The organism is Xanthomonas cissicola, from assembly GCF_008801575.1.
GTDB classification, from domain to species: domain Bacteria; phylum Pseudomonadota; class Gammaproteobacteria; order Xanthomonadales; family Xanthomonadaceae; genus Xanthomonas; species Xanthomonas cissicola.
This window is the reverse complement of record NZ_VZPL01000014.1, coordinates 39,100-58,497: the sequence shown is the minus strand read 5'-3', so window position 1 is coordinate 58,497 and position 19,398 is coordinate 39,100. Positions and strand designations below refer to the sequence as shown.

Here is a 19,398-nt window from a genome sequence, read left to right as displayed (position 1 = left end):
CGACGCGCCGGACGCGCTGCGCTCAGCGCCAGGCGTCCGGCCACCAATCGCGAATCAGATCCACCAGCTGGTCGGAGGTGACGCCGAACACGGCCACCGAGATCAGCGCAGCTGCCCAGCCCACCAGCATCAGCGCGCCGTCGCGCTCGAGCAGGGCCAGCGCGAACAGCAGCAGGATCAAGCCGAAAATATAGTTGGTGAAGGGGATCGGCAGCGTCAGCAAGATGCCGACCAACACCAATAGCAAGCCGGTGAGTAGTTGCGCCGGCATCCCATCCAGCATGCCGTGCAACCGCGGTTTGAGCAGGCGATCCAGGCGTTGCAGCGTCGGTCCCAGTTTGGCCACGAAGCGCTGACTGGTCCGACGGCGCGGCCCGCGTTCGCCGATGAAGCGCGGTACCCACGGCTTGCGCAGGCAGCACATCATCTGCAGCCCGATCAGTATCGTCAGTGGCCCGCTGATGCCACCGGCGACGCCGGGAATCGGAATGAACGAGGGCAGTATCGCAAGAAACAGGAACACGCCGAAGGCGCTTTGCTGCAGGTCGGCCAGGATCTCGCGAACGCGCAACACCTGGTCCGGATCACCTTCGCTGAAGGCTGCCAGCAAGCTGCGGATGCCTTCGTTGCGGTAGCGCATCTGCTCGTTGGCATCATCGCGCGGCGCACTGCCGTCACCCGACGATGCCATCGCTGTCCTCGTCGCCCACCCGGCTCAGCAGCAACTTGTCCACGCGCGCACCGTCCAGGTCGACGATCTCGATGCGCCAGCCGGCCCAATCGAAGAATTCGCCGGCCTGTGGAATGCGCCCGAAATAGTAAATGCACAGGCCCGCAAGCGTGTGGTAGTCGCCTTCGTCGGCGTCGGGCAATTCGGCACCGAGCACTTCGCGCAATTCTTCCACCGGCAGCGATCCATCGATCAGCAGCGAACCGTCCGCGCGCGTGACCACCAACGCGTCTTCGTCGGTATTTTCCACCGCCTGCAGACGGCCGACCACCGCGCCCATCAGGTCGCTGATGGTCACCAAGCCACGGATTTCGCCGTATTCGTCGACAACCAGCGCCATCGACTGCTGTTCTTCGCGAAAGATTTCCAGCAGCTTCATCGCGTGCGTGGATTCGGATACGAACAAGGTGTCGCGCAGCGCCTGGAACAGGTGCGCGCCGTGGCCGTCCATGCGCGTGACCAGCGATTTGACTTCCAGTACGCCGGCGATGTCCTGGTCGCTGCCGCGGTATACCGGGTAGCGCGAAAATTCGTGCTCGCGCATGATCTGCAGATTGCGTTCCGGCTCGGCGTTGGCGTCCAGCCAGGCGATGCGGTTGCGCGGGGTCATCAGGCTGTCGGCGGTACGATCGCCCAGCCGCATCACCCGATTCATCATGTCGCGCTCGTGCGCGTCGATCACCCCGGCCTCGTGGCTTTCGGCCACCAGCATGCGGATCTCTTCTTCGGTGACCGAGGCCGACTCGTCCTTGCCCATGCCCAACATGCGCAGGACCAGGCGAGTGGAGCGCGCCAGCACCCACACCCCGGGCGCGGCGATCTTGGCCAGCCAGGCCATCGGCACCGCGACAACGCCTGCGATGTCTTCGGAATTGCGCAGCGCCAGCCGTTTGGGCACCAGCTCGCCGAAGATCAGCGTCAGGAACGTGATCAGCGCCACCGCCAGGGTGCTGCCGATGACCACCGAATACGGGCGCGGCTTGCCGACCAGTTCGAACGTGCCCGCCAGGGCCGGGAACACACTCTGCAGCCAGCTGGCAATGGCTTCGCCGATCGCCTCGCCGCCGAACACGCCAGTCAGGATGCCGATCAGGGTGATGCCGATCTGGACCGTGGACAGGAAGTTTTCCGGGCTTTCGGCCAAGGCCAGGGCCCGCGCGGCGCGCTTGCTGGAACCGGCCATCTGCTTCAGGCGGCTCTTGCGCGAGGTCATCAACGACATCTCCGACATGGCGAAGAAGCCGTTCAGCACGATCAGGGCGATGACGATCAAAAACTCAACCACGGGCGTCTTCCCCGGTCAGTGAAGGGGAGGGCGGGGGAGCGCTGGGGCTACCGGCGGGCGCACGGGCCGGGCGGCAACACGGGGGGATAGGGTCGTCTTCCATAGGGTGCGCCCGAGGGCGCGGTGGCATGGTAGCAAACCACAGGGTGGTTCGAGCCGGGAAATGTCGATGTGAAGGCCGCTCCCGGCGCGAGATACCCAGAGAGGTCATGGAACGGTCATAATTCGCGTCTGGCGCCGTCTCTCCCTCGACGGCAGGAAGTTGTCCACCCATGTTCTCGTTGCAGACCATCTTCGGTTCCGGCAAGCAGTTCTATGCGCTTCTGAACGAAGCGGCGCAGGCCGCCTACGACAGCACCAAGGCGTTGCACGCCATGATGCGCGAGTCCGACCGCCAACCCGCGCTGGACGCCTTCAAGCTGGCCCGGCTGCGCGAACGCGCCGCCTCCGACAAGATCGGCCAGGCGCTGGTGGACAGCTTCATGACCCCGATCGAGCGCGAAGACATCGAAGCGCTGGGCTCGGCGCTGTACAAGATTCCCAAGCAGGTCGAGAAATTCGCCGACCGCTATTCGCTGGCCACCAAGCACCTCGAACACATCGACTTCGCCCCGCGCGCCGCGATGCTGGAGCAGGCCGCCGGTGTGGTCGTCGAGATGGTGGCCGACCTGCCGGACATGAACATCGACCGCATGACCGCGCTCAACGACAAGCTGCGCATGCTCGAAAACGAAGCCGACCGGCTGATGCTGGAGCTGTACCGCGACATCTATTCCGGCCGCCTGGACACGTTGCAGATGTTCCTGCTCAAGGAGTTCTTCGAGATTCTGGAAAAGGCCATCGACCGCTGCCGCGAGGCCGGTGTGGTGGTCTACCAGATCGTGCTGAAGAACAGCTGAGGTCGCCGCGTGCTTACCTTAGTTCTGGTGGTGATCCTGGCCGCGTTGGTGTTCGAGTTCATCAACGGCTTCCACGACACCGCCAACTCCATCGCCACCGTGGTTGCCACCAAGGTGCTCTCGCCCGGCTGGGCGGTGATGCTGGCAGCGGGCATGAACCTGATCGGCGCGCTGACCGGCACCGCCGTGGCGCTGACGATTGCTTCTGGTCTGCTCAACACCAACGTGGTCGAGGTCACCCCGCAGGTGATTTTGTGCGCGCTGCTGGGCGGCATCATCTGGAACCTGATCACCTGGTGGAAGGGCCTGCCGTCGTCGTCCTCGCATGCCTTGATCGGCGGCCTGTGCGGCGCCGGTCTGGCCGCGGCGCACAACGACTGGGACGCGCTGATCTGGTCGGAAAACATCGGCAACTGGGCCAAGAACAAGGGCCTGTTGTGGAAGGTGTTCGTCCCGATGATCACCTCGCCGATCGCCGGTTTCGTGCTCGGTATCGTGGTGATGGTGCTGCTGTGGGCGATCATTGCCGGCATGTCCAAGATAGGCGGCCCGATCGGGCGGCTGGCGCGGCCGCGCTGGGTCAATGCGTTCTTCGGCAAGGCGCAGATCGCCTCGGCCGCGTACATGGGCTACGCGCACGGCCACAACGACGCGCAGAAGACCATGGGCATCATCGCCATGACCCTGATCGGCGCGCAGTCGGCCGGCGCGCTGGACGACCTGCCGAGCTGGTTGTCGTTCCTGCATCCGGGCACCGGCCTTGCGGCCGGCGCCGGTATCCCGATGTGGATCGTGCTCACCTGCGCGGTGGTGATGGCTGCAGGTACCGCGTCGGGCGGTTGGAAGATCATCAAGACGCTCGGCCACAAGATGGTCAAGCTGCATCCCATCCACGGCTTTGCCGCAGAAACCAGCTCGGCGACGGTGCTCACCGTGGCGGCGCATTTCGGCATGCCGGTGTCCACCACGCACAGCATTTCCACCGCCATCATGGGTGTGGGTTTCGCAAAGAATCCGCGTTCGCTTCGGCTGGGCGTGATCGAGCGCATCGTCTGGGCCTGGATCCTGACCATCCCGGCTGCTGGCGGCGTGGCGTACCTGATCCTGACGCTGTTCGAGCTGTTGGGCTGGACCTGAGCGGTGCCGCGGTGCGGTCACGCACCGTTGGCAGACTGCGATGCCCTTGCCGTATGGACCTGTTTCCGGCAGGTTGCCCGCATGCCATGAGTGAGACCCTTTCTCGATGATGCTTGCCCTGGTGTGCGTGTTGTTCGGGTTTGCCTGGTTGATCGACCGACGCGGATTGCGGCGGTTTTCCCGCGTGTTGGGCCTGGCCAGCTTGCTGCTGGTGTTCGCGGTGGGGTGCGGTCCGTTGCCCTCCTGGATGCTGCAACACCTGCAACGCACCGGGGTCAACGATTTCAACGCGTGGGGCGCGCGCAACGTCATTGTGCTGCTGGGTGCCGGCACCGTGCGCCCGGAAGGCCGCGACGCGGTGGCCGAAGCCAACCTGTTCGCCTATGGCCGCATCGTCGAATCGGCGCGGCTGTATTGGCAATGCCGGCACAGCGGTGGCGATTGCAAGATCGAGATCAGCGGCGGCGATGCACGCGGCCTGGGCCTGTCCGAAGCGGTGGTCTATCAGCGTGTGCTGCTGGGCCTGGGCATTCCGCGGGCAGATCTGATCATGGAGCCGTCGAGCATGAACACCTGGCAGAACGCGCAGTTCAGCCAGCCCTTGCTGCGCGACTACCGGCCCGATCGCATTGCGTTGGTGTCCTCGGCCACGCATCTGCGTCGGGCCGAACTGTATTTCCGCCACTTCGGCATCGATGCCACACCCGTGCGCGCCGACTGGCTGACTGCCACGTGGTCGATCCTGCCGCAGAGCTACAACTTCACCCTGGCCGATGTGGCCCTGCACGAATACCTGGGCATTGCCCGCTATCAGGTCTACCAGTGGTTGGGGTGGAACGTGCAGGCGACCGCCCCTGGCGCGGTCTGAGCGCGGCACGACGCGGCTGATCCATCGCCGAGCGTCCACACGCCCGGCGATGCGAGCAATCAGCGCGTTTCGTACATCGCCTCGACGTCGTTACGGAACGCGGCCTGGCTGTCGGCACGGTTGTAGAACATGTGGCCGCCCGGATATTCGCGCACCTGCACGCGTTTGCTGTCGCTGCCCATGGCCGGCATCTGGTCCACCGTCAGGACCGAACCCATGAACGGGCAGGAGAGGTCGTTCCAGCCGTGCGCGATCAACACGCGCAACTTCGGATCGATCGCCACCGATTGACGCAGCTGGGTCACTGCGCCCTTGCGAAGCTCGTCGTTCCAGTCCCAGAGCTTGTTGACGTCGTAGTTGAGCGCGCGATACTGCGCATCGATCTTCCAGCCGACCACGCGGGTCACGAAGTCCACCATTGCGGTGGTGGTGGGCGCAATGATGCTGTCCAGCAGCGGGTCGTTGGCGCGTTGTTCGGCATCGTTGGGAAACGGGTCGAAGGCGGTCACGTTGGAGTCGTAACGGCTGCCCAATTCGCCCTTGTCGCGAAACACCTCGCGCAGATAGGCCTGGGTTTCCAGGCGCCCGCCGGAGCGTCGCACATACGCCGGGTCCAGCCCGGTCATGCGGGTGACCTGCTGCAGCATCGCTTCGGTAGCCTGCGGGTCGGTGCGTCCTTTCATCAGCGCCACCGCGTAATCGCTGCGGGTGTAGTCGATCACCTGGCGCATCGCGCTGTCGCTGAGCTGGCCCTGGCGCTCCAGGTGCGCAGCAGCGATCGAGGGAAGCGTCAGCATCCATGCCAGGGGCGACACATCGCCGTTGTCGTCCAGGGTCGGGTTGAGATACGGCGACACCAGCACCACGCCGTTCATCGCCACGCCCAGCTGCGTCTGCAGGTAGTGGGTGATGCGCGGGCCGCGGAATCCGCCATAGCTTTCGCCGACCAGATATTTGCGCGCCTGCAGGCGGCGGTTTTTGAGCAGCCAGTCGTAGATCACCCGCGAGAGATATTCCACATCCGCCTGCGGGTTGTAGAACTGCTTCTTGGCATCGTCGTCGCCGATCAGCGCGCGGCTGAAGCCGGTGCCCACCGGGTCGATGAAGACCAGGTCGGTGAAGTCCAGCACGTGCCCGGGTTGTCGCGCAGTGTGGCCGGTGCCGACGCACTGTCGCCGTCGGCGCCGAAACCGACGATCTTCGGCCCGATCGCGCCCATGTTGAGATACACCGATGCGGCGCCCGGCCCACCGTTCAATGCGAAGGTCACCGGGCGGTTCTTGCCATCGACGGTGTAGGCGGTGAATACCACCTCGCCCGTGGTCTTGCCCTGCGCATCGCGTACCGGCAGCGTGCCGACCGTGGCGGTATAGCTCAGGCTACGGCCAGCCACGCGCGTGTTCTGACGCACGCTGGCGTCGGCCGGCAATGGCGCCTGTTTGGCGGCGGCATCGGATTTGGCGTCGCTTTGCGCATCGCTTTTATCGGCTTTGTCTGGCGCTTCGGCCAGCGCCGTCCCGCTGAGTAGCACACAGGCCAGCAGGCCGGCGCGGAGAAAGAAGGGCATGGGCATCGATGTGGAAGCAGGGGAGTGCCGATGCTAGGCCCCGGCAGCACTCGGTGGATGTGCACAAAGGCATATGTGTCGCGTCGACCGATGTGGCTTGACTGGCCTGGAGCAGTATTTGCCGCAGCAGGCAGCCGTCTGACTCAAGGGGAAAGGTTTGCGCAGTCCGCTGAAACAAGCATCGACGTGAAAGAAAATCGATAACACGCCCTTCTCCCATCGGGACATTGTCCTGCTTTATGGGGGGGCGCAGGGGCGGATGAGGGTACGGGCGAAGCTTTCGCAATGTTCAATTGCACGAGGCTTCGCCTGTACCCTCACCCCAACCCCCGCTCCGCGCCCCGGCCCGCGCTCGCAGCGCTCCAAGGCACGCGCGCCAATGGCGCGCAACCCGTGCCTTCTCGCCCCGGCGGGAGGGGGGGCTTTCAAAGCTTCCGGGTTTTTAAACTTCCAGCGACGCCAGATCGCCCTTGGTTTCCAGCCACTGCTTGCGGTCGCTTGCGCGTTTTTTGGCCAGCAGCATGTCCATCAACGAACGCGTCTGCTCGCCGTCGTCGATGGTCAGCTGCACCAGCCGACGCGTGTCCGGGTGGATGGTGGATTCGCGCAGCTGCTGCGGATTCATTTCGCCCAGGCCCTTGAAGCGGGTGACGCTGATCTGGCCCTTCATCTTCTCGCGCGCGATCTTGTCCAGCAGCGTGGTCTTTTCTTCTTCATCCAGCGCGTAGAACACCTGCTTGCCCACGTCCACGCGGAACAGCGGCGGCATCGCCACGAACACATGGCCGGCGGCCACCAACGCGGGGAAATGCTGCAGGAACAGCGCCGTCAGCAGCGTGGCGATATGCAGGCCGTCGGAGTCGGCGTCGGCCAGGATCACCACCTTGCCGTAGCGCAGCCCGGTGATGTCGTCCTTGCCCGGGTCGCAGCCGATCGCGATCGCCAGGTTATGCACTTCTTCGGAGGCCAGCACGCTGCCGGAAGCCACTTCCCAGGTATTGAGGATCTTGCCACGCAGCGGCAGGATCGCCTGGAAGTCCTTGTCGCGCGCCTGCTTGGCCGAGCCGCCGGCCGAATCGCCTTCGACCAGGAACAGTTCGGTGCGCGACAGATCCTGGCTGATGCAATCGGCCAACTTGCCGGGCAGGGCCGGGCCCTGGGTGACCTTCTTGCGGACGATCTGCTTCTCGGTCTTCAACCGTGCGCTGGCGCGATCGATGGCGATCTGCGCGATCTTCTCGCCGATCTCCACGTTCTGGTTGAGATACAGGCTGAAGGCATCGTGTGCGGCGCCTTCGATGAAACCGGCGGCCTGGCGCGAAGACAGGCGTTCCTTGGTCTGCCCGGAAAATTGCGGATCGGTCATCTTCAGGCTGAGCACGAAGGTGACCCGGTCCCACACGTCTTCCGGCGCCAGCTTGACGCCGCGCGGCAGCAGATTGCGGAAATCGCAGAACTCACGCAGCGCATCGGTCAGGCCCGAACGCAGGCCATTGACGTGGGTGCCGTGCTGCGCGGTGGGGATCAGGTTGACGTAGCTTTCCTGCACCAGCTCGCCTTCCGGCACCCAGGCCGCGGCCCAGTCGACGATTTCGGTGTCTTTTTTCAGGCTGCCGACGAACAGGTCGGCCGGCAGCAGTTCGTGCTCGGCCATCTCACCTTTCAGGTAATCGCGCAGGCCGTTCTCGAAATACCAGCTGTCCTGCTCGCCGGTTGCCTCGTCGTGCAATTTGACGGTCAGGCCGGGGCACAGCACCGCCTTGGCGCGCAGCAGGTGCCGCAACGCACGCACATTGAATTTGGGCGTATCGAAATACTTGGGGTCGGCCCAGAAGCGCAGCCGCGTGCCGGTATTTTTCTTGCCGACGGTGCCCACCACTTCCAGCTTGGACGCAGCGTTGCCATCGCGAAACTCCATGCGGTGCTCGCTGCCTTCGCGCTTGATGAACAGCTCGACCTTGGTCGACAGCGCATTGACCACGCTCACGCCCACGCCGTGCAAGCCACCGGAGAAGGTGTAGTTGCGGTTGCTGAACTTGCCGCCGGCATGCAGCCGGGTCAGGATCAGTTCCACACCCGGAATCTTTTCTTCCGGATGGATGTCCACCGGCATGCCGCGGCCGTCGTCGGACACTTCGCAGCTACCGTCCTTGTACAGCGTGACTTCGACCTGCTTGGCGTGGCCGGCCAGCGCCTCGTCGACCGAGTTGTCGATCACTTCCTGCGCCAGATGGTTCGGGCGCGCAGTGTCGGTATACATGCCGGGGCGGCGTTTGACCGGGTCCAGGCCCGACAGCACTTCAATATCGGCGGCGTTATAACGGGTGTTCATGCATCTCGTTGGCACGTGAAACGACGCGCAAGTGTGGGGGCTGAGCCGATTTTTTGCACGCGACCGGCGTTCAGTGGGTGGCCGGGCAGCATTGGCTACCCTGGCGTTGGTTTCGAAATCAAACGTCCCCACCTGAGGATGTCACCGAAGCCAAAGAGGACGCCATGAAGTTCAAGCACATCCTGATGCTCACCCTCGGTGCGGCCGCAGTGGCATCGCTTCCCGCCATGGCCCAGGCCGCTCCGCAGCAGGCCGGACAGGGCGCCGCCGCTCAAAAGACCGACGACGCGAAGGCCAAGACCGAAGCCGAGCGCAAGGCCGAACGCCGCGCCGCCGCTGCCGCGCAGAAGCCCAAGGCCGATAGCGCCCCGCGCGAGGAAGAGGAAGAAGAAAAGCCTGCACGCTGATCGCGCGGCCTAGCCGCCGGATCTTAACGACGCCCCGGCATTGCCGGGGCGTTTACTTTTGGAACATGTCAGACCACTCAGCAGTCGCCCTGCCGGTTGTAGCCGATGCCGGAAGTGGCATGTGACGCGCGTGCCTTCCGGTTCCTGCAGAGAGCCCGCAATCGCCTGGCGACTGCCCCTCATCTCTGTCGGTCGCTCAGGCCTGCGCGGCATGCACTGTTTCAACGTGTGATGACCTTGTCGTCACGCAACCCTTGGGCATTCGCCCGTCACCCGCTAAACTATGGCTTTCCGGGAGGCTTCAAGCCCCATGACCCCCCTGATTTTCGTTACCGGCGGCGTAGTGTCCTCGCTAGGCAAGGGCATTGCCGCCGCTTCGCTTGCGTCCATTCTTGAAGCGCGTGGCCTGAAGGTCACGATGATGAAGCTGGACCCGTATATCAACGTAGACCCGGGCACGATGAGCCCGTTCCAGCATGGCGAGGTCTACGTCACCGACGACGGTGCCGAAACCGACCTGGATTTGGGCCACTACGAGCGCTATGTGCGCACGCGCCTGTCGCGCAAGAACTCGGTGACCACCGGCCGCATCTACGAGAACGTCATCCGCAAGGAGCGTCGCGGCGATTATCTGGGCGCCACCGTGCAGGTGATTCCGCATATCACCGACGAAATCCGTCGCTGCATCGACGAGGCCACGGCCGGGTTCGATGTCGCGTTGATCGAAATCGGCGGCACCGTCGGCGACATCGAATCGCTGCCGTTCCTGGAGGCGATCCGCCAGGTGCGCACCGAGCGCGGCGCCGAAAAGGCCATGTTCATGCATCTGACGCTGGTGCCGTACATCGCGGCAGCCGGTGAGTTGAAGACCAAGCCGACCCAGCATTCGGTCAAGGAACTGCGCTCGATCGGCATCCAGCCGGACGTGCTGCTGTGCCGGTCCGAGCAGGCGGTGCCGGATTCGGAACGCCGCAAGATTGCGCTGTTCACCAATGTCTCCGAGCGTGCGGTGATCAGTTGCCCGGATATCGACGTGCTGTACGGCATGCCGCTGGAGTTGCTGCGCCAGGGACTGGACGAATTGGTCATCGACCAATTCAAGCTGCGCGACAAGGTGGCTGCAGCGGATCTGTCGGAGTGGACGGCCGTGGTGGACGCGGTCAAGCATCCGCTGGACGAGGTCAACATCGCCGTGGTCGGCAAGTACGTCGATCACCAGGATGCCTACAAGTCCGTGGCCGAAGCGCTGCGTCACGGCGGCCTGCGTCAGCGCACCAAGGTCAACCTGAAGTGGCTGGAAGCGCAGGATCTTGAGGGCAGCGACATGTCTGCCTTGCAGGACATCGACGGCATCCTGGTGCCGGGCGGTTTCGGCGATCGCGGTTTCGAAGGCAAGGTGCAGACCTCCAAGTTCGCGCGTGAGCAGAAGGTACCGTATTTCGGTATCTGCTACGGCATGCAGGCGGCCGTGGTGGACTATGCCCGCAATGTTGCCGACCTGGATGCGGCCAACAGCACCGAGAACGATCGCCAGTCGCCGCACCCGGTGATCGGCCTGATCACCGAATGGCGCACCGCCACCGGTGAAGTGGAAAAGCGCGACGAAAAATCCGACCTGGGCGGCACCATGCGCCTGGGCCTGCAGGAGCAACGCCTGAAGCCCGGCACGCTGGCGCGCGAGGTGTACGGCAAGGACGTGGTGGCCGAGCGGCATCGTCACCGTTACGAGTTCAACAACCGCTATCGCACCCAGCTGGAAGACGCCGGGCTGGTGATCTCCGGCAAGTCGATGGACGACACCCTGGTGGAAGTGGTGGAGCTGCCGCGCGACACGCACCCGTGGTTCTTGGCCTGCCAGGCGCATCCGGAATTCCTGTCCACCCCGCGCGACGGCCATCCGCTGTTCATCGGCTTCGTGCGTGCGGCGCGCGAGAAGAAGGCCGGCGGAAAGTTGTTGAAGGAAGCGCGCGCGTGAGCAGTCCCTTCTCCTGTCGGGAGAAGGTGGCGCGAAGCGCCGGATGAGGGGGCGCCGCAACGCACTGGAAGATGACAGCCATGACGAGCGCGTCACCACGCGCCAGCCAGGGCAAACCATCGGGCTTCACAAGCGCTTCGCCAACCGAACCCTCACCCGACCCCTCTCCCGATGGGAAAGGGGCTCAGATGACGACTGTCTTCTCCCACTCGAGAAGGTGTCCCGTAGGGGCGGATGCGGGTACGGGCGAAGCCTCATGTGCCTAAATCATTCAACTATACGTGCCAACCGTACCCTCACCCCAACCCCTCTCCCAACGGGACAGGGGCGTCAATCGAAATAAGGTGACCTGATGAAACTGTGTGACTTTGAAGTTGGCCTGGATCAGCCGTTGTTCCTGATCGCCGGCCCCTGCGTGATCGAATCGATGCAGCTGCAGCTCGACGTGGCCGGCAAGCTCAAGGAGATCACCGGCAAGCTCGGGGTCAACTTCATCTTCAAGTCGAGTTTCGACAAGGCCAATCGCACCTCCGGCACCAGCTTCCGTGGCCCGGGCCTGGAAGAAGGCCTGAAGGTGCTGGATGCGGTAAAGAAGCAGATCGGCGTGCCGTTGCTCACCGACGTGCACGAATACACCCCGATGAACGAGGTCGCGGCCGTTGTCGACGTGCTGCAGACCCCGGCATTTTTGGTGCGCCAGACCGACTTCATCAAGAACGTCTGCGCCGCCGGCAAGCCGGTCAATATCAAGAAGGGCCAGTTCCTGGCGCCGTGGGACATGAAGCCGGTGGTGGACAAGGCCAAGTCCACCGGCAACGAGCAGATCATGGTCTGCGAGCGTGGCGCGTCCTTCGGCTACAACAATCTGGTCAGTGACATGCGCTCGCTGAGCGTGATGCGCGACACCGGGTGTCCGGTGGTGTTCGACGCCACCCATTCGGTGCAGTTGCCGGGCGGGCAGGGCAGCAGTTCCGGTGGTCAGCGCGAGTTTGTGCCGGTACTGGCGCGCGCTGCGGTGGCAGTCGGCATTTCCGGCCTGTTCGCTGAAACCCACCCGGATCCGTCCAAGGCGCTGTCCGATGGTCCCAATGCGTGGCCGCTGGATCGCATGGAAGAACTGCTCGAAACCCTGATGGAGCTGGACACCGTCACCAAGAAGCATGGGTTTGCGCGTTTTGCGTGAGTTCTGAATCAGTGCGCGGCCGCTGTGGCGCACCGCCAGGATCGGCGGTGCGCCACTGGCCGTGGGGGGGCGTGGGCATTGGCCGCATCGATTGCGGCGTGGGCGTGCATGGCGGTGATGGCCGTTCTGCTTACCGCCAGCATCGGCATGCCGGGCGATGGCGACCATGCCATGCAAGCCACGCGGCTGCCGATGCGCATCACGCTGGCGGTGGCCATGATGGCCGCCGTCGGGAGCCTGGCCACCGGCTCGGCTGCGTTGCGGTTGGCTCGCCAGCCTGGTGTGGCGATCGCCGCGCTGACCTTGCTACTGGTCGTGCTGTTGCTATCTGGTCTGTCGCTGCTGGGCCTGATGGCGTAGCGGTCCGCCCGCGACGTGCTGCGTGTCGCGGCTGCATGCGATTTGGCAATGGACCGGTGTGCAGCGATAATCCGGCAGCTTGTTTCCGGTGTACTTCCCCCCTTACTGGTAACCGAACCGACCTATGACCACTATCGCCAAGATCCTCGCCCGCGAAATCCTCGACTCCCGCGGCAATCCCACGCTGGAGGCCGAAGTCACGCTGGACGACGGTTCGTTCGGCCGCGCGGCTGTGCCGTCGGGTGCCTCGACCGGTACCAAGGAGGCGGTGGAGCTGCGCGATGGCGACAAGACCCGCTACCTGGGCAAGGGCGTGCGCCATGCGGTGGACAACGTCAACGGCACCATCGCCGAGACGCTGAAGAATTTCGATGCGGCCGACCAGCAGGGCCTGGACCGTCGCCTGATCGATCTGGACGGCACCGAGAACAAAGGCCGCCTGGGCGCCAATGCGCTGCTGGGGGTTTCGCTGGCTGCCGCGCATGCCGTGGCAGCCTCGCGCAAGCAGCCGTTGTGGCAGTACCTGTCCACCATCACCGAGGCCGATGTGGCGCTGCCGGTGCCGATGATGAACATCATCAACGGCGGCGCGCATGCCGACAACAACGTCGACTTCCAGGAGTTCATGGTGCTGCCGGTCGGCTGCAGCTCGTTCTCCGAAGCGCTGCGCGCCGGTACCGAAATCTTCCATTCGCTCAAGTCGGTGCTCAAGGGCCACGGCTTGAGCACGGCAGTGGGCGACGAAGGCGGCTTTGCGCCGGACTTCCGCAGCAACGTCGAAGCGCTGGACACCATTCTCGAAGCGATCGGCAAGGCCGGTTACACCGCCGGCGAAGACATCCTGCTGGGTCTGGACGTGGCGTCCAGCGAGTTCTACGACAACGGCAAGTACAACCTGGTCGGCGAGAACAAGCGCCTGACCAGCGAGCAGTTCGTCGATTTCCTGGCCGACTGGGTCGCGCAGTACCCGATCATCAGCATCGAGGATGGCCTGGCCGAAGACGACTGGGCCGGCTGGAAGCTGCTGACCGATCGCGTCGGCAAGAAGGTGCAGCTGGTGGGCGACGACCTGTTCGTCACCAACCCGAAGATCTTCAAGCAGGGCATCGATTCGGGCACCGCCAACGCGATCCTGATCAAGGTCAACCAGATCGGCACGCTGACCGAAACGCTGGAAGCCATCGCGATGGCGCACGCGGCCAACTACGCTTCGATCGTGTCGCACCGTTCCGGCGAAACCGAGGACACCACCATCGCCGACATCGCCGTGGCCACCACTGCCACGCAGATCAAGACCGGCTCGCTGTGCCGCAGCGACCGCGTGGCCAAGTACAACCAGCTGCTGCGCATCGAGCAGGCGCTGGGCTCCGGCGCGCGTTACGCCGGCCGCGACGCGTTCGTTTCGATCAAGCGATAAGCCGTGCGCAACTGGCGCTGGCTACTGCTGGTGCTGGCGGTACTGCTGGCTTGGCTGCAGTACCGCTTCTGGTTCGGGCCTGGGAATTCCGGCGAAGTCATGATGCTGGAAGCCCAGGTCGCGCATCAGACACAGGACAACGAAGGTCTGCGCCAACGCAACCAGGCGTTGGCAGCAGAGGTGAAGGATTTGAAGGACGGCGAGGCGGCAATCGAGGAACGTGCGCGCAGCGAGCTGGGCATGATCAAACCGGGCGAGACGTTCTACCGCGTGGTCGAGGATGTGCCGCTGCCGGCACCTGCATCGGCTGAGGCACCGGCCCCCGCACAGCAAGCGCCTGAGCCTGTCGATCCGGTGGATCACCCATGACCGGGTCCATCTGGGCAATCGTGCCGGCCGCCGGGCGCGGCACCCGTTTTGGCGGGCCGCTTCCCAAACAATATTTACAGGCCGGCGGTCAGTCACTGATGGCGTACACGTTGGCGGCGCTGGCCGCGCATCCGGCGCTGGCCGGCATCATGGTGGCAATCGCCCCCGGCGATGCCGATTGGCCCGGCTGGACCGCGGTGCAGTCCAAGCCGGTGCTGACCTGTCTGGGGGGGGCGACCCGCGCAGCCTCGGTGCTGTCTGGTTTGCTGGCCTTGCCCGAGAGCGTGCGTGCCGACGATTTCGTGCTGGTGCACGATGCCGCACGGCCGAATCTGGCGCTAGCCGATCTGGATCGCCTGCTGGAAATCGGTCGCGGCGATCCGGTCGGCGCAATCCTGGCTGCACCGGTGCGCGACACGCTCAAGCGTGCCGGCGACGATGGCGGTATCGACGGCACCGAACCGCGCGAACGCCTGTGGCGCGCACTCACGCCGCAGTTGTTTCGTCGCCATCAACTGATCCGTGGACTCACCGAGGCCTCGGCGGCCGGTGTCGAGGTCACCGATGAAGCGATGGCGATGGAGCGGATGGGGCTACGCCCGTTGCTGGTGGAAGGCGCCGAAGACAACTTCAAGGTGACGACCCCTGCGGATCTGGCGCGCTTCGAGTTTGAACTGGCCAACCGGGACTGTGGACCCGGGACCCGGGACCCGGAAAGCGCGCATCCCCAGTCGTTCGTTTCGGCCTCTGCTTTCTCCGGTCCCGGGTCCCGGGCCCCCGGTCCCGAAGAGATCTAATCCATGTCCTTCAATTTCCGAATCGGCCAAGGCTACGACGTGCATGCGTTCGGCCCTGGCGACCATGTGATGCTTGGCGGCGTGCGCGTGGCGCACAGCCATGGCGTGCTCGCCCATAGCGATGGCGATGTGGTGTTGCACGCCCTGTGCGATGCGATGCTGGGCGCGCTGGCGCTGGGCGATATCGGCCGGCATTTCCCGCCTTCCGATGCGCGCTGGAAAGATGCCGATAGCGCGCAGTTTCTGCAGCATTGCGATGGCTTGCTGCGCGAGCGCGGCTGGCGCGTCGGCAATGCCGACATCACCGTGATCTGCGAGCGCCCCAAGGTCGGTCCGCATGCGGTGGCCATGCGCGAGCGCATCGCCGACTTGTTGGCGATTGAACTCGATGCGGTCAGCGTCAAGGCCACCACCAGCGAACAATTGGGCTTCACCGGCCGCGGCGAAGGCATCGCTGCACAGGCCGCGGTGTTGCTGGGCAGGATCGCTGCGCCTTATCAATAGCGACACGTGCAGCGCTTGGCGCCGGAGCGGCGCCGATGCTGCCGGATGCAATCACCGCGCCGAACCACCCGGCGCACAGCGCGCCACCTCCGGCGCGAAGGCGAACCACACCATGAGCGAGATCTCTTTGCTGCCGCGTGCGCATGGCGCCGCCGTTCTAAGCGCGGCGATGCGCAGCACCCCGGGCGATTTTCAGGTCGACGAGCTGCCGGCATTCGAACCCTCCGGCGAAGGCGAGCATCTGCTGCTCACCGTGCGCAAGCGTGGCCAGAACACGGCCTATATCGCCAAAAAGCTCGCGCACTGGGCCGGCATCGCCGAGATGGGCGTCAGCTATGCGGGTCTGAAAGATCGCCATGCAGTGACCACCCAGCGCTTCAGCGTGCATCTGCCCAAGCGCATCGCGCCGGATATCGCCGCACTGGATGATACGCAGATGCAGGTGGTCGAGAGCACCTGGCACAACCGCAAGCTGCAGCGCGGTGCGCTGCATGGGAACCGCTTCGTGCTGACGCTGCGCCAGGTGCAGGGCGAGCGCGATGCGATCGAGCAGCGGCTGCAGGCGATTGCTGCGCGTGGCATCCCCAATTGGTTCGGCGAACAACGTTTCGGTCGCGATGGCGGAAATGTGGCGGCTGCGCTGGCGATGTTCGGTCATGTGCAAGCTGACGACGGAACCTTGCTGCCGGCGCCCACATCCAGGCGGCGGCTACGCCACGATCAGCGCTCGATGTTGCTGTCGGCAGCGCGCTCGGCCTTGTTCAATCGCGTGCTCGGCGCACGCGTGGGGCAGGGGAGTTGGGATGGCGCACTGGAGGGCGAGGCGTGGATGCTGGACGGCTCGCGCAGCGTCTTCGGCCCGGAGCCGTGGAGCGAGGCCTTGGCCGAGCGACTGGCGCGTTTCGATATCCATCCCAGTGGCCCGTTGTGGGGCGCTGGCCAGTTGCGCTCGACCGACCAAGCGGCAGCGTTGGAGCAGGGCGCATTGTCCGACCCGCCATCCATCGCATTGCGCCAAGGCCTGGAAGCTGCGGGATTGAAGCAGGAACGCCGCGCCCTGCGCTTGCGTCCGCACGGTCTGGAGTATCAATGGCTGGAGCCGCAGACCCTGCAGCTCGCCTTCGCGCTGCCGCCCGGTTGCTATGCCACCGCGGTGCTGTGGGAATTGGGAGATGTCACCGACGCCGGTCGCTTCAACGGCGACGTACGCGCCGATGCGTGATCGCGTGCGGGTGCTGGTCGATCTGCGCGGGACAGCATGTGACGGCCCAATCTTGCTGTGCGCGCAGGAGCGGCCTTGGCGGTCGCTGAGGCGATAGTGGAGCAATCGTGGCGCGACGAAGCAGTGCCAGCTGCCTAAGGGGCGCAACAAGACTTGGTTCGCATCAGGCGAGCCATGCGCGAAAGACTTTCCAGACAACACGTCGCCGCGCGCAATCGCTGCCATTCCGAATCAATCGCGCGTCACTATCGGCCTATCGCCGCGCCAGCAACACCAGCAGCGCCCCGGTGCCGCCCTGCGTCGGCGGCGCGGAATGAAACGCCAGCACATCGTTGCGTTGACGCAGCAGCCGGTCCATGAGGTTCTTCAGCACAGGCGCGCCGTTGTCCGATTGCAGTCCCTTGCCGTGGATGATGCGTACGCAGCCATGTTCGTGCGCATGTGCTTCCAGCAGGAACTGGCGCAGCAACGATTCGGCCTGGGCTGCGGTGGCGCCGTGCAGGTCCAGTTCGTCCTGCACCGAGAATTGCCCGCGCTTGAGCCGTTGGAACACGCGGCTGGGAAGGTTCTCGCGCCGATAGCTGGCGATATCGCCCGCTTCCAGCGGCGCGCTGTCGCGCAGCAGGCGCGCAAATTCGGTGTGCGCTTCGGCATCATCGCGCTCGGCCATGCGCGCGCGGGGCTTGGGCCGCGGCTTGGCATTGGCCGGTGGGGCGACTTCACGAATCGGCTTGACCGCGCCGATCGCTGCGCGGAACAACGCGCCGTCGTCTTCGTCTTCAGGATGCGACATTGGCACAGCGTACCCGGTCCAAGCGCAGACGCACGCGAAGATCAAGCGCGAAGGCGCGGGACGCATCCGGTATCATGGCCCGGTTTTCCGAGGAGTCCCATGCGCGTACTGGTTAGCAACGACGACGGTGTCGACGCCCCCGGCATCCAGGTTTTGGCCGAGGCGCTGCGCCATGCCGGTCATGAAGTGATGGTGGTCGCGCCCGACCGCGACCGCTCCGGCGCCAGCAATTCGCTCACGCTGGATGTGCCGATCCGCACCCGCCGCATCGACGCGCAGACCTGCGCAGTGGCCGGCACGCCCACCGACTGCGTGCATCTGGCGCTCACCGGCATGCTCGATTACGACCCGGACATCGTGGTCTCCGGCATCAACAACTCGGCCAATCTGGGCGACGACGTGATCTATTCGGGCACCGTGTCGGCCGCAATGGAAGGCCGCTTCCTCGGCTTGCCGGCGGTGGCGGTGTCGCTGGTCACGCACAACCACCAAGCGCACAACTACGACACCGCCGCGCGCGCTGCGGTGGAAATCGTGGCGCGGCTGAAGGCCGACCCGTTGCCTGCCGACACCATCCTCAACGTCAACGTGCCGGATCTGGCATGGTCGGATGTGCTCGGTTTCGAAGTCACCCGGCTCGGCAATCGCCACCGGTCCGAGCCGTGCGTGCCGCAGCGCGATCCGCGCGGCCACACCGTGTACTGGATCGGCCCGGCCGGTCCCGAGCAGGATGCTGGCGCCGGTACCGATTTCCACGCCGTGCGTACCGGACATATCTCGATCACGCCGATCCACGTCGATCTCACCCGTTACCAGGCACTGGACACCGTTGCCGGCTGGGTGGGTGGGCTGACCGCAGCGCTGGACGGCCCGGCATGACGCCGAGGCTGCGCCTGCAACCGGAATCGGTCGGGATCGGCATGACCTCGCAGCGCGTGCGCGACCGCCTGGTCGAGCGCCTGCGCGAGGCCGGCATCCAGGACGAGTCCACGCTCAACGCAATGCGCACCGTGCCGCGGCATCTGTTTATCGATGAAGCGCTGGCCTCGCGCGCCTACGAAGACACCGCGCTGCCAATCGGCCATGGCCAGACCATCTCCCAGCCCTGGGTGGTGGCGCGCATGACCGAAGCGGTGCTGCAGGTTGCCCCGACCAAGGTGCTCGAAGTGGGCACCGGCTCCGGCTACCAGGGCGCGATCCTGGCGGCGCTGGGGTTGGAGGTCTACACCGTCGAGCGCATCGGCGACCTGCTGCGGCAGGCGCGCAAGCGCTTCCGGCATCTGGGCATGAATGTGCGCAGCAAGCACGACGACGGCCGCATCGGCTGGCCCGAGCATGGTCCGTACGACGCCATCGTGGTGACCGCCGCGGCACCGGCGTTGGTCGATGCACTGATCGATCAGCTGGCGGTCGGCGGACGCCTGGTCGCGCCGGTTGGCGGTGCTTCCTCGCAATCGTTGGTGCAACTCACCCGCGGGGCCGATGGCGCGATCGAACAACAGGTTCTGGCGCCGGTCACGTTCGTCCCGCTGTTGTCGGGCATGCTGGATTGA

The 19,398-nt window shown here is 65.0% G+C and carries 18 protein-coding genes and 1 pseudogene; 14 read left to right on the top strand and 5 right to left on the bottom strand.

Annotated elements, in window-relative coordinates; translation table 11 throughout:
- Positions 1-22: 22 nt before the first annotated feature.
- Both F7R02_RS08445 and F7R02_RS08440 read right to left on the bottom strand, forming a co-directional pair.
- A complete protein-coding gene (locus tag F7R02_RS08445) occupies positions 23-691 on the bottom strand; it encodes an exopolysaccharide biosynthesis protein (RefSeq protein WP_167520994.1) in 669 nt (222 codons plus the stop codon).
- Positions 675-2,015, bottom strand: coding sequence for a hemolysin family protein (locus F7R02_RS08440; RefSeq protein ID WP_078589163.1), 1,341 nt, complete (start codon positions 2,013-2,015; stop codon positions 675-677). Before F7R02_RS08440 ends, F7R02_RS08445 begins: the two co-directional genes overlap by 17 nt.
- A gap of 272 nt (positions 2,016-2,287) precedes the next feature.
- Here F7R02_RS08440 and F7R02_RS08430 point away from each other — a divergent pair, with 272 nt between their 5' ends.
- The 3 genes from F7R02_RS08430 to F7R02_RS08420 all read left to right on the top strand — a co-directional run bounded on the left by F7R02_RS08430 (position 2,288) and on the right by F7R02_RS08420 (position 4,919).
- Positions 2,288-2,914, top strand: coding sequence for a DUF47 domain-containing protein (locus tag F7R02_RS08430; protein ID WP_003481809.1), 627 nt, complete (start codon positions 2,288-2,290; stop codon positions 2,912-2,914).
- 9 nt (positions 2,915-2,923) lie between these two features.
- A complete protein-coding gene (locus F7R02_RS08425; protein ID WP_005919584.1) occupies positions 2,924-4,051 on the top strand; it encodes an inorganic phosphate transporter in 1,128 nt (375 codons plus the stop codon).
- Between the two features lie 106 nt (positions 4,052-4,157).
- Positions 4,158-4,919: a YdcF family protein gene (locus tag F7R02_RS08420; protein WP_003481813.1), complete on the top strand. Its 762-nt coding sequence runs from the start codon at positions 4,158-4,160 to the stop codon at positions 4,917-4,919.
- Between the two features lie 59 nt (positions 4,920-4,978).
- On the opposite strand, the pseudogene F7R02_RS08415 reads toward F7R02_RS08420, so the two are convergent.
- Both F7R02_RS08415 and parE read right to left on the bottom strand, forming a co-directional pair.
- Positions 4,979-6,486 (bottom strand): annotated as a pseudogene (locus tag F7R02_RS08415) (S10 family peptidase).
- Between the two features lie 442 nt (positions 6,487-6,928).
- On the bottom strand, positions 6,929-8,818 hold the full coding sequence (gene parE / locus F7R02_RS08410) for a DNA topoisomerase IV subunit B (protein ID WP_003481816.1): 1,890 nt from the start codon (positions 8,816-8,818) through the stop codon (positions 6,929-6,931).
- 164 nt (positions 8,819-8,982) lie between these two features.
- Here parE and F7R02_RS08405 point away from each other — a divergent pair, with 164 nt between their 5' ends.
- From F7R02_RS08405 to truD, 9 genes are all read left to right on the top strand, one after another.
- The gene (locus tag F7R02_RS08405; RefSeq protein ID WP_078588964.1) at positions 8,983-9,225 is read left to right on the top strand and encodes a hypothetical protein; all 243 of its coding nucleotides are present in this window, start codon (positions 8,983-8,985) and stop codon (positions 9,223-9,225) included.
- Between the two features lie 310 nt (positions 9,226-9,535).
- Positions 9,536-11,200 (top strand): CTP synthase, encoded by a 1,665-nt coding sequence (pyrG, locus tag F7R02_RS08400; RefSeq protein ID WP_078586915.1) that lies wholly within the window; start codon positions 9,536-9,538, stop codon positions 11,198-11,200.
- Between the two features lie 352 nt (positions 11,201-11,552).
- Positions 11,553-12,383 (top strand): 3-deoxy-8-phosphooctulonate synthase, encoded by an 831-nt coding sequence (gene kdsA / locus F7R02_RS08395; RefSeq protein ID WP_078588963.1) that lies wholly within the window; start codon positions 11,553-11,555, stop codon positions 12,381-12,383.
- A gap of 117 nt (positions 12,384-12,500) precedes the next feature.
- Positions 12,501-12,743 carry a hypothetical protein gene (locus tag F7R02_RS08390; protein ID WP_033482206.1) on the top strand — a complete coding sequence of 81 codons (243 nt, stop codon included), beginning with the start codon at positions 12,501-12,503 and terminating at the stop codon, positions 12,741-12,743.
- A 124-nt stretch (positions 12,744-12,867) separates the two neighbouring features.
- The gene (gene eno / locus F7R02_RS08385) at positions 12,868-14,160 is read left to right on the top strand and encodes a phosphopyruvate hydratase (protein WP_003481827.1); all 1,293 of its coding nucleotides are present in this window, start codon (positions 12,868-12,870) and stop codon (positions 14,158-14,160) included.
- A gap of 3 nt (positions 14,161-14,163) precedes the next feature.
- Positions 14,164-14,529, top strand: coding sequence for a cell division protein FtsB (gene ftsB, locus F7R02_RS08380; protein WP_078588961.1), 366 nt, complete (start codon positions 14,164-14,166; stop codon positions 14,527-14,529).
- On the top strand, positions 14,526-15,326 hold the full coding sequence (gene ispD, locus F7R02_RS08375; RefSeq protein ID WP_078588959.1) for a 2-C-methyl-D-erythritol 4-phosphate cytidylyltransferase: 801 nt from the start codon (positions 14,526-14,528) through the stop codon (positions 15,324-15,326). The genes ftsB and ispD overlap by 4 nt, the downstream gene beginning before the upstream one ends.
- Before the next feature lie 3 nt (positions 15,327-15,329).
- Complete coding sequence (gene ispF / locus F7R02_RS08370; RefSeq protein ID WP_033485324.1) at positions 15,330-15,830, top strand: 2-C-methyl-D-erythritol 2,4-cyclodiphosphate synthase; 501 nt, start codon at positions 15,330-15,332, stop codon at positions 15,828-15,830.
- Between the two features lie 112 nt (positions 15,831-15,942).
- Positions 15,943-17,052 (top strand): tRNA pseudouridine(13) synthase TruD, encoded by a 1,110-nt coding sequence (gene truD, locus F7R02_RS08365; protein WP_078588957.1) that lies wholly within the window; start codon positions 15,943-15,945, stop codon positions 17,050-17,052.
- A gap of 253 nt (positions 17,053-17,305) precedes the next feature.
- Here truD and F7R02_RS08360 read toward each other — a convergent pair whose 3' ends face one another.
- A complete protein-coding gene (locus F7R02_RS08360; protein WP_033485321.1) occupies positions 17,306-17,845 on the bottom strand; it encodes a Smr/MutS family protein in 540 nt (179 codons plus the stop codon).
- A 99-nt stretch (positions 17,846-17,944) separates the two neighbouring features.
- Here F7R02_RS08360 and surE point away from each other — a divergent pair, with 99 nt between their 5' ends.
- The gene (gene surE / locus F7R02_RS08355) at positions 17,945-18,724 is read left to right on the top strand and encodes a 5'/3'-nucleotidase SurE (RefSeq protein WP_005915011.1); all 780 of its coding nucleotides are present in this window, start codon (positions 17,945-17,947) and stop codon (positions 18,722-18,724) included.
- Complete coding sequence (locus tag F7R02_RS08350; RefSeq protein WP_003481841.1) at positions 18,721-19,398, top strand: protein-L-isoaspartate(D-aspartate) O-methyltransferase; 678 nt, start codon at positions 18,721-18,723, stop codon at positions 19,396-19,398. The genes surE and F7R02_RS08350 overlap by 4 nt, the downstream gene beginning before the upstream one ends.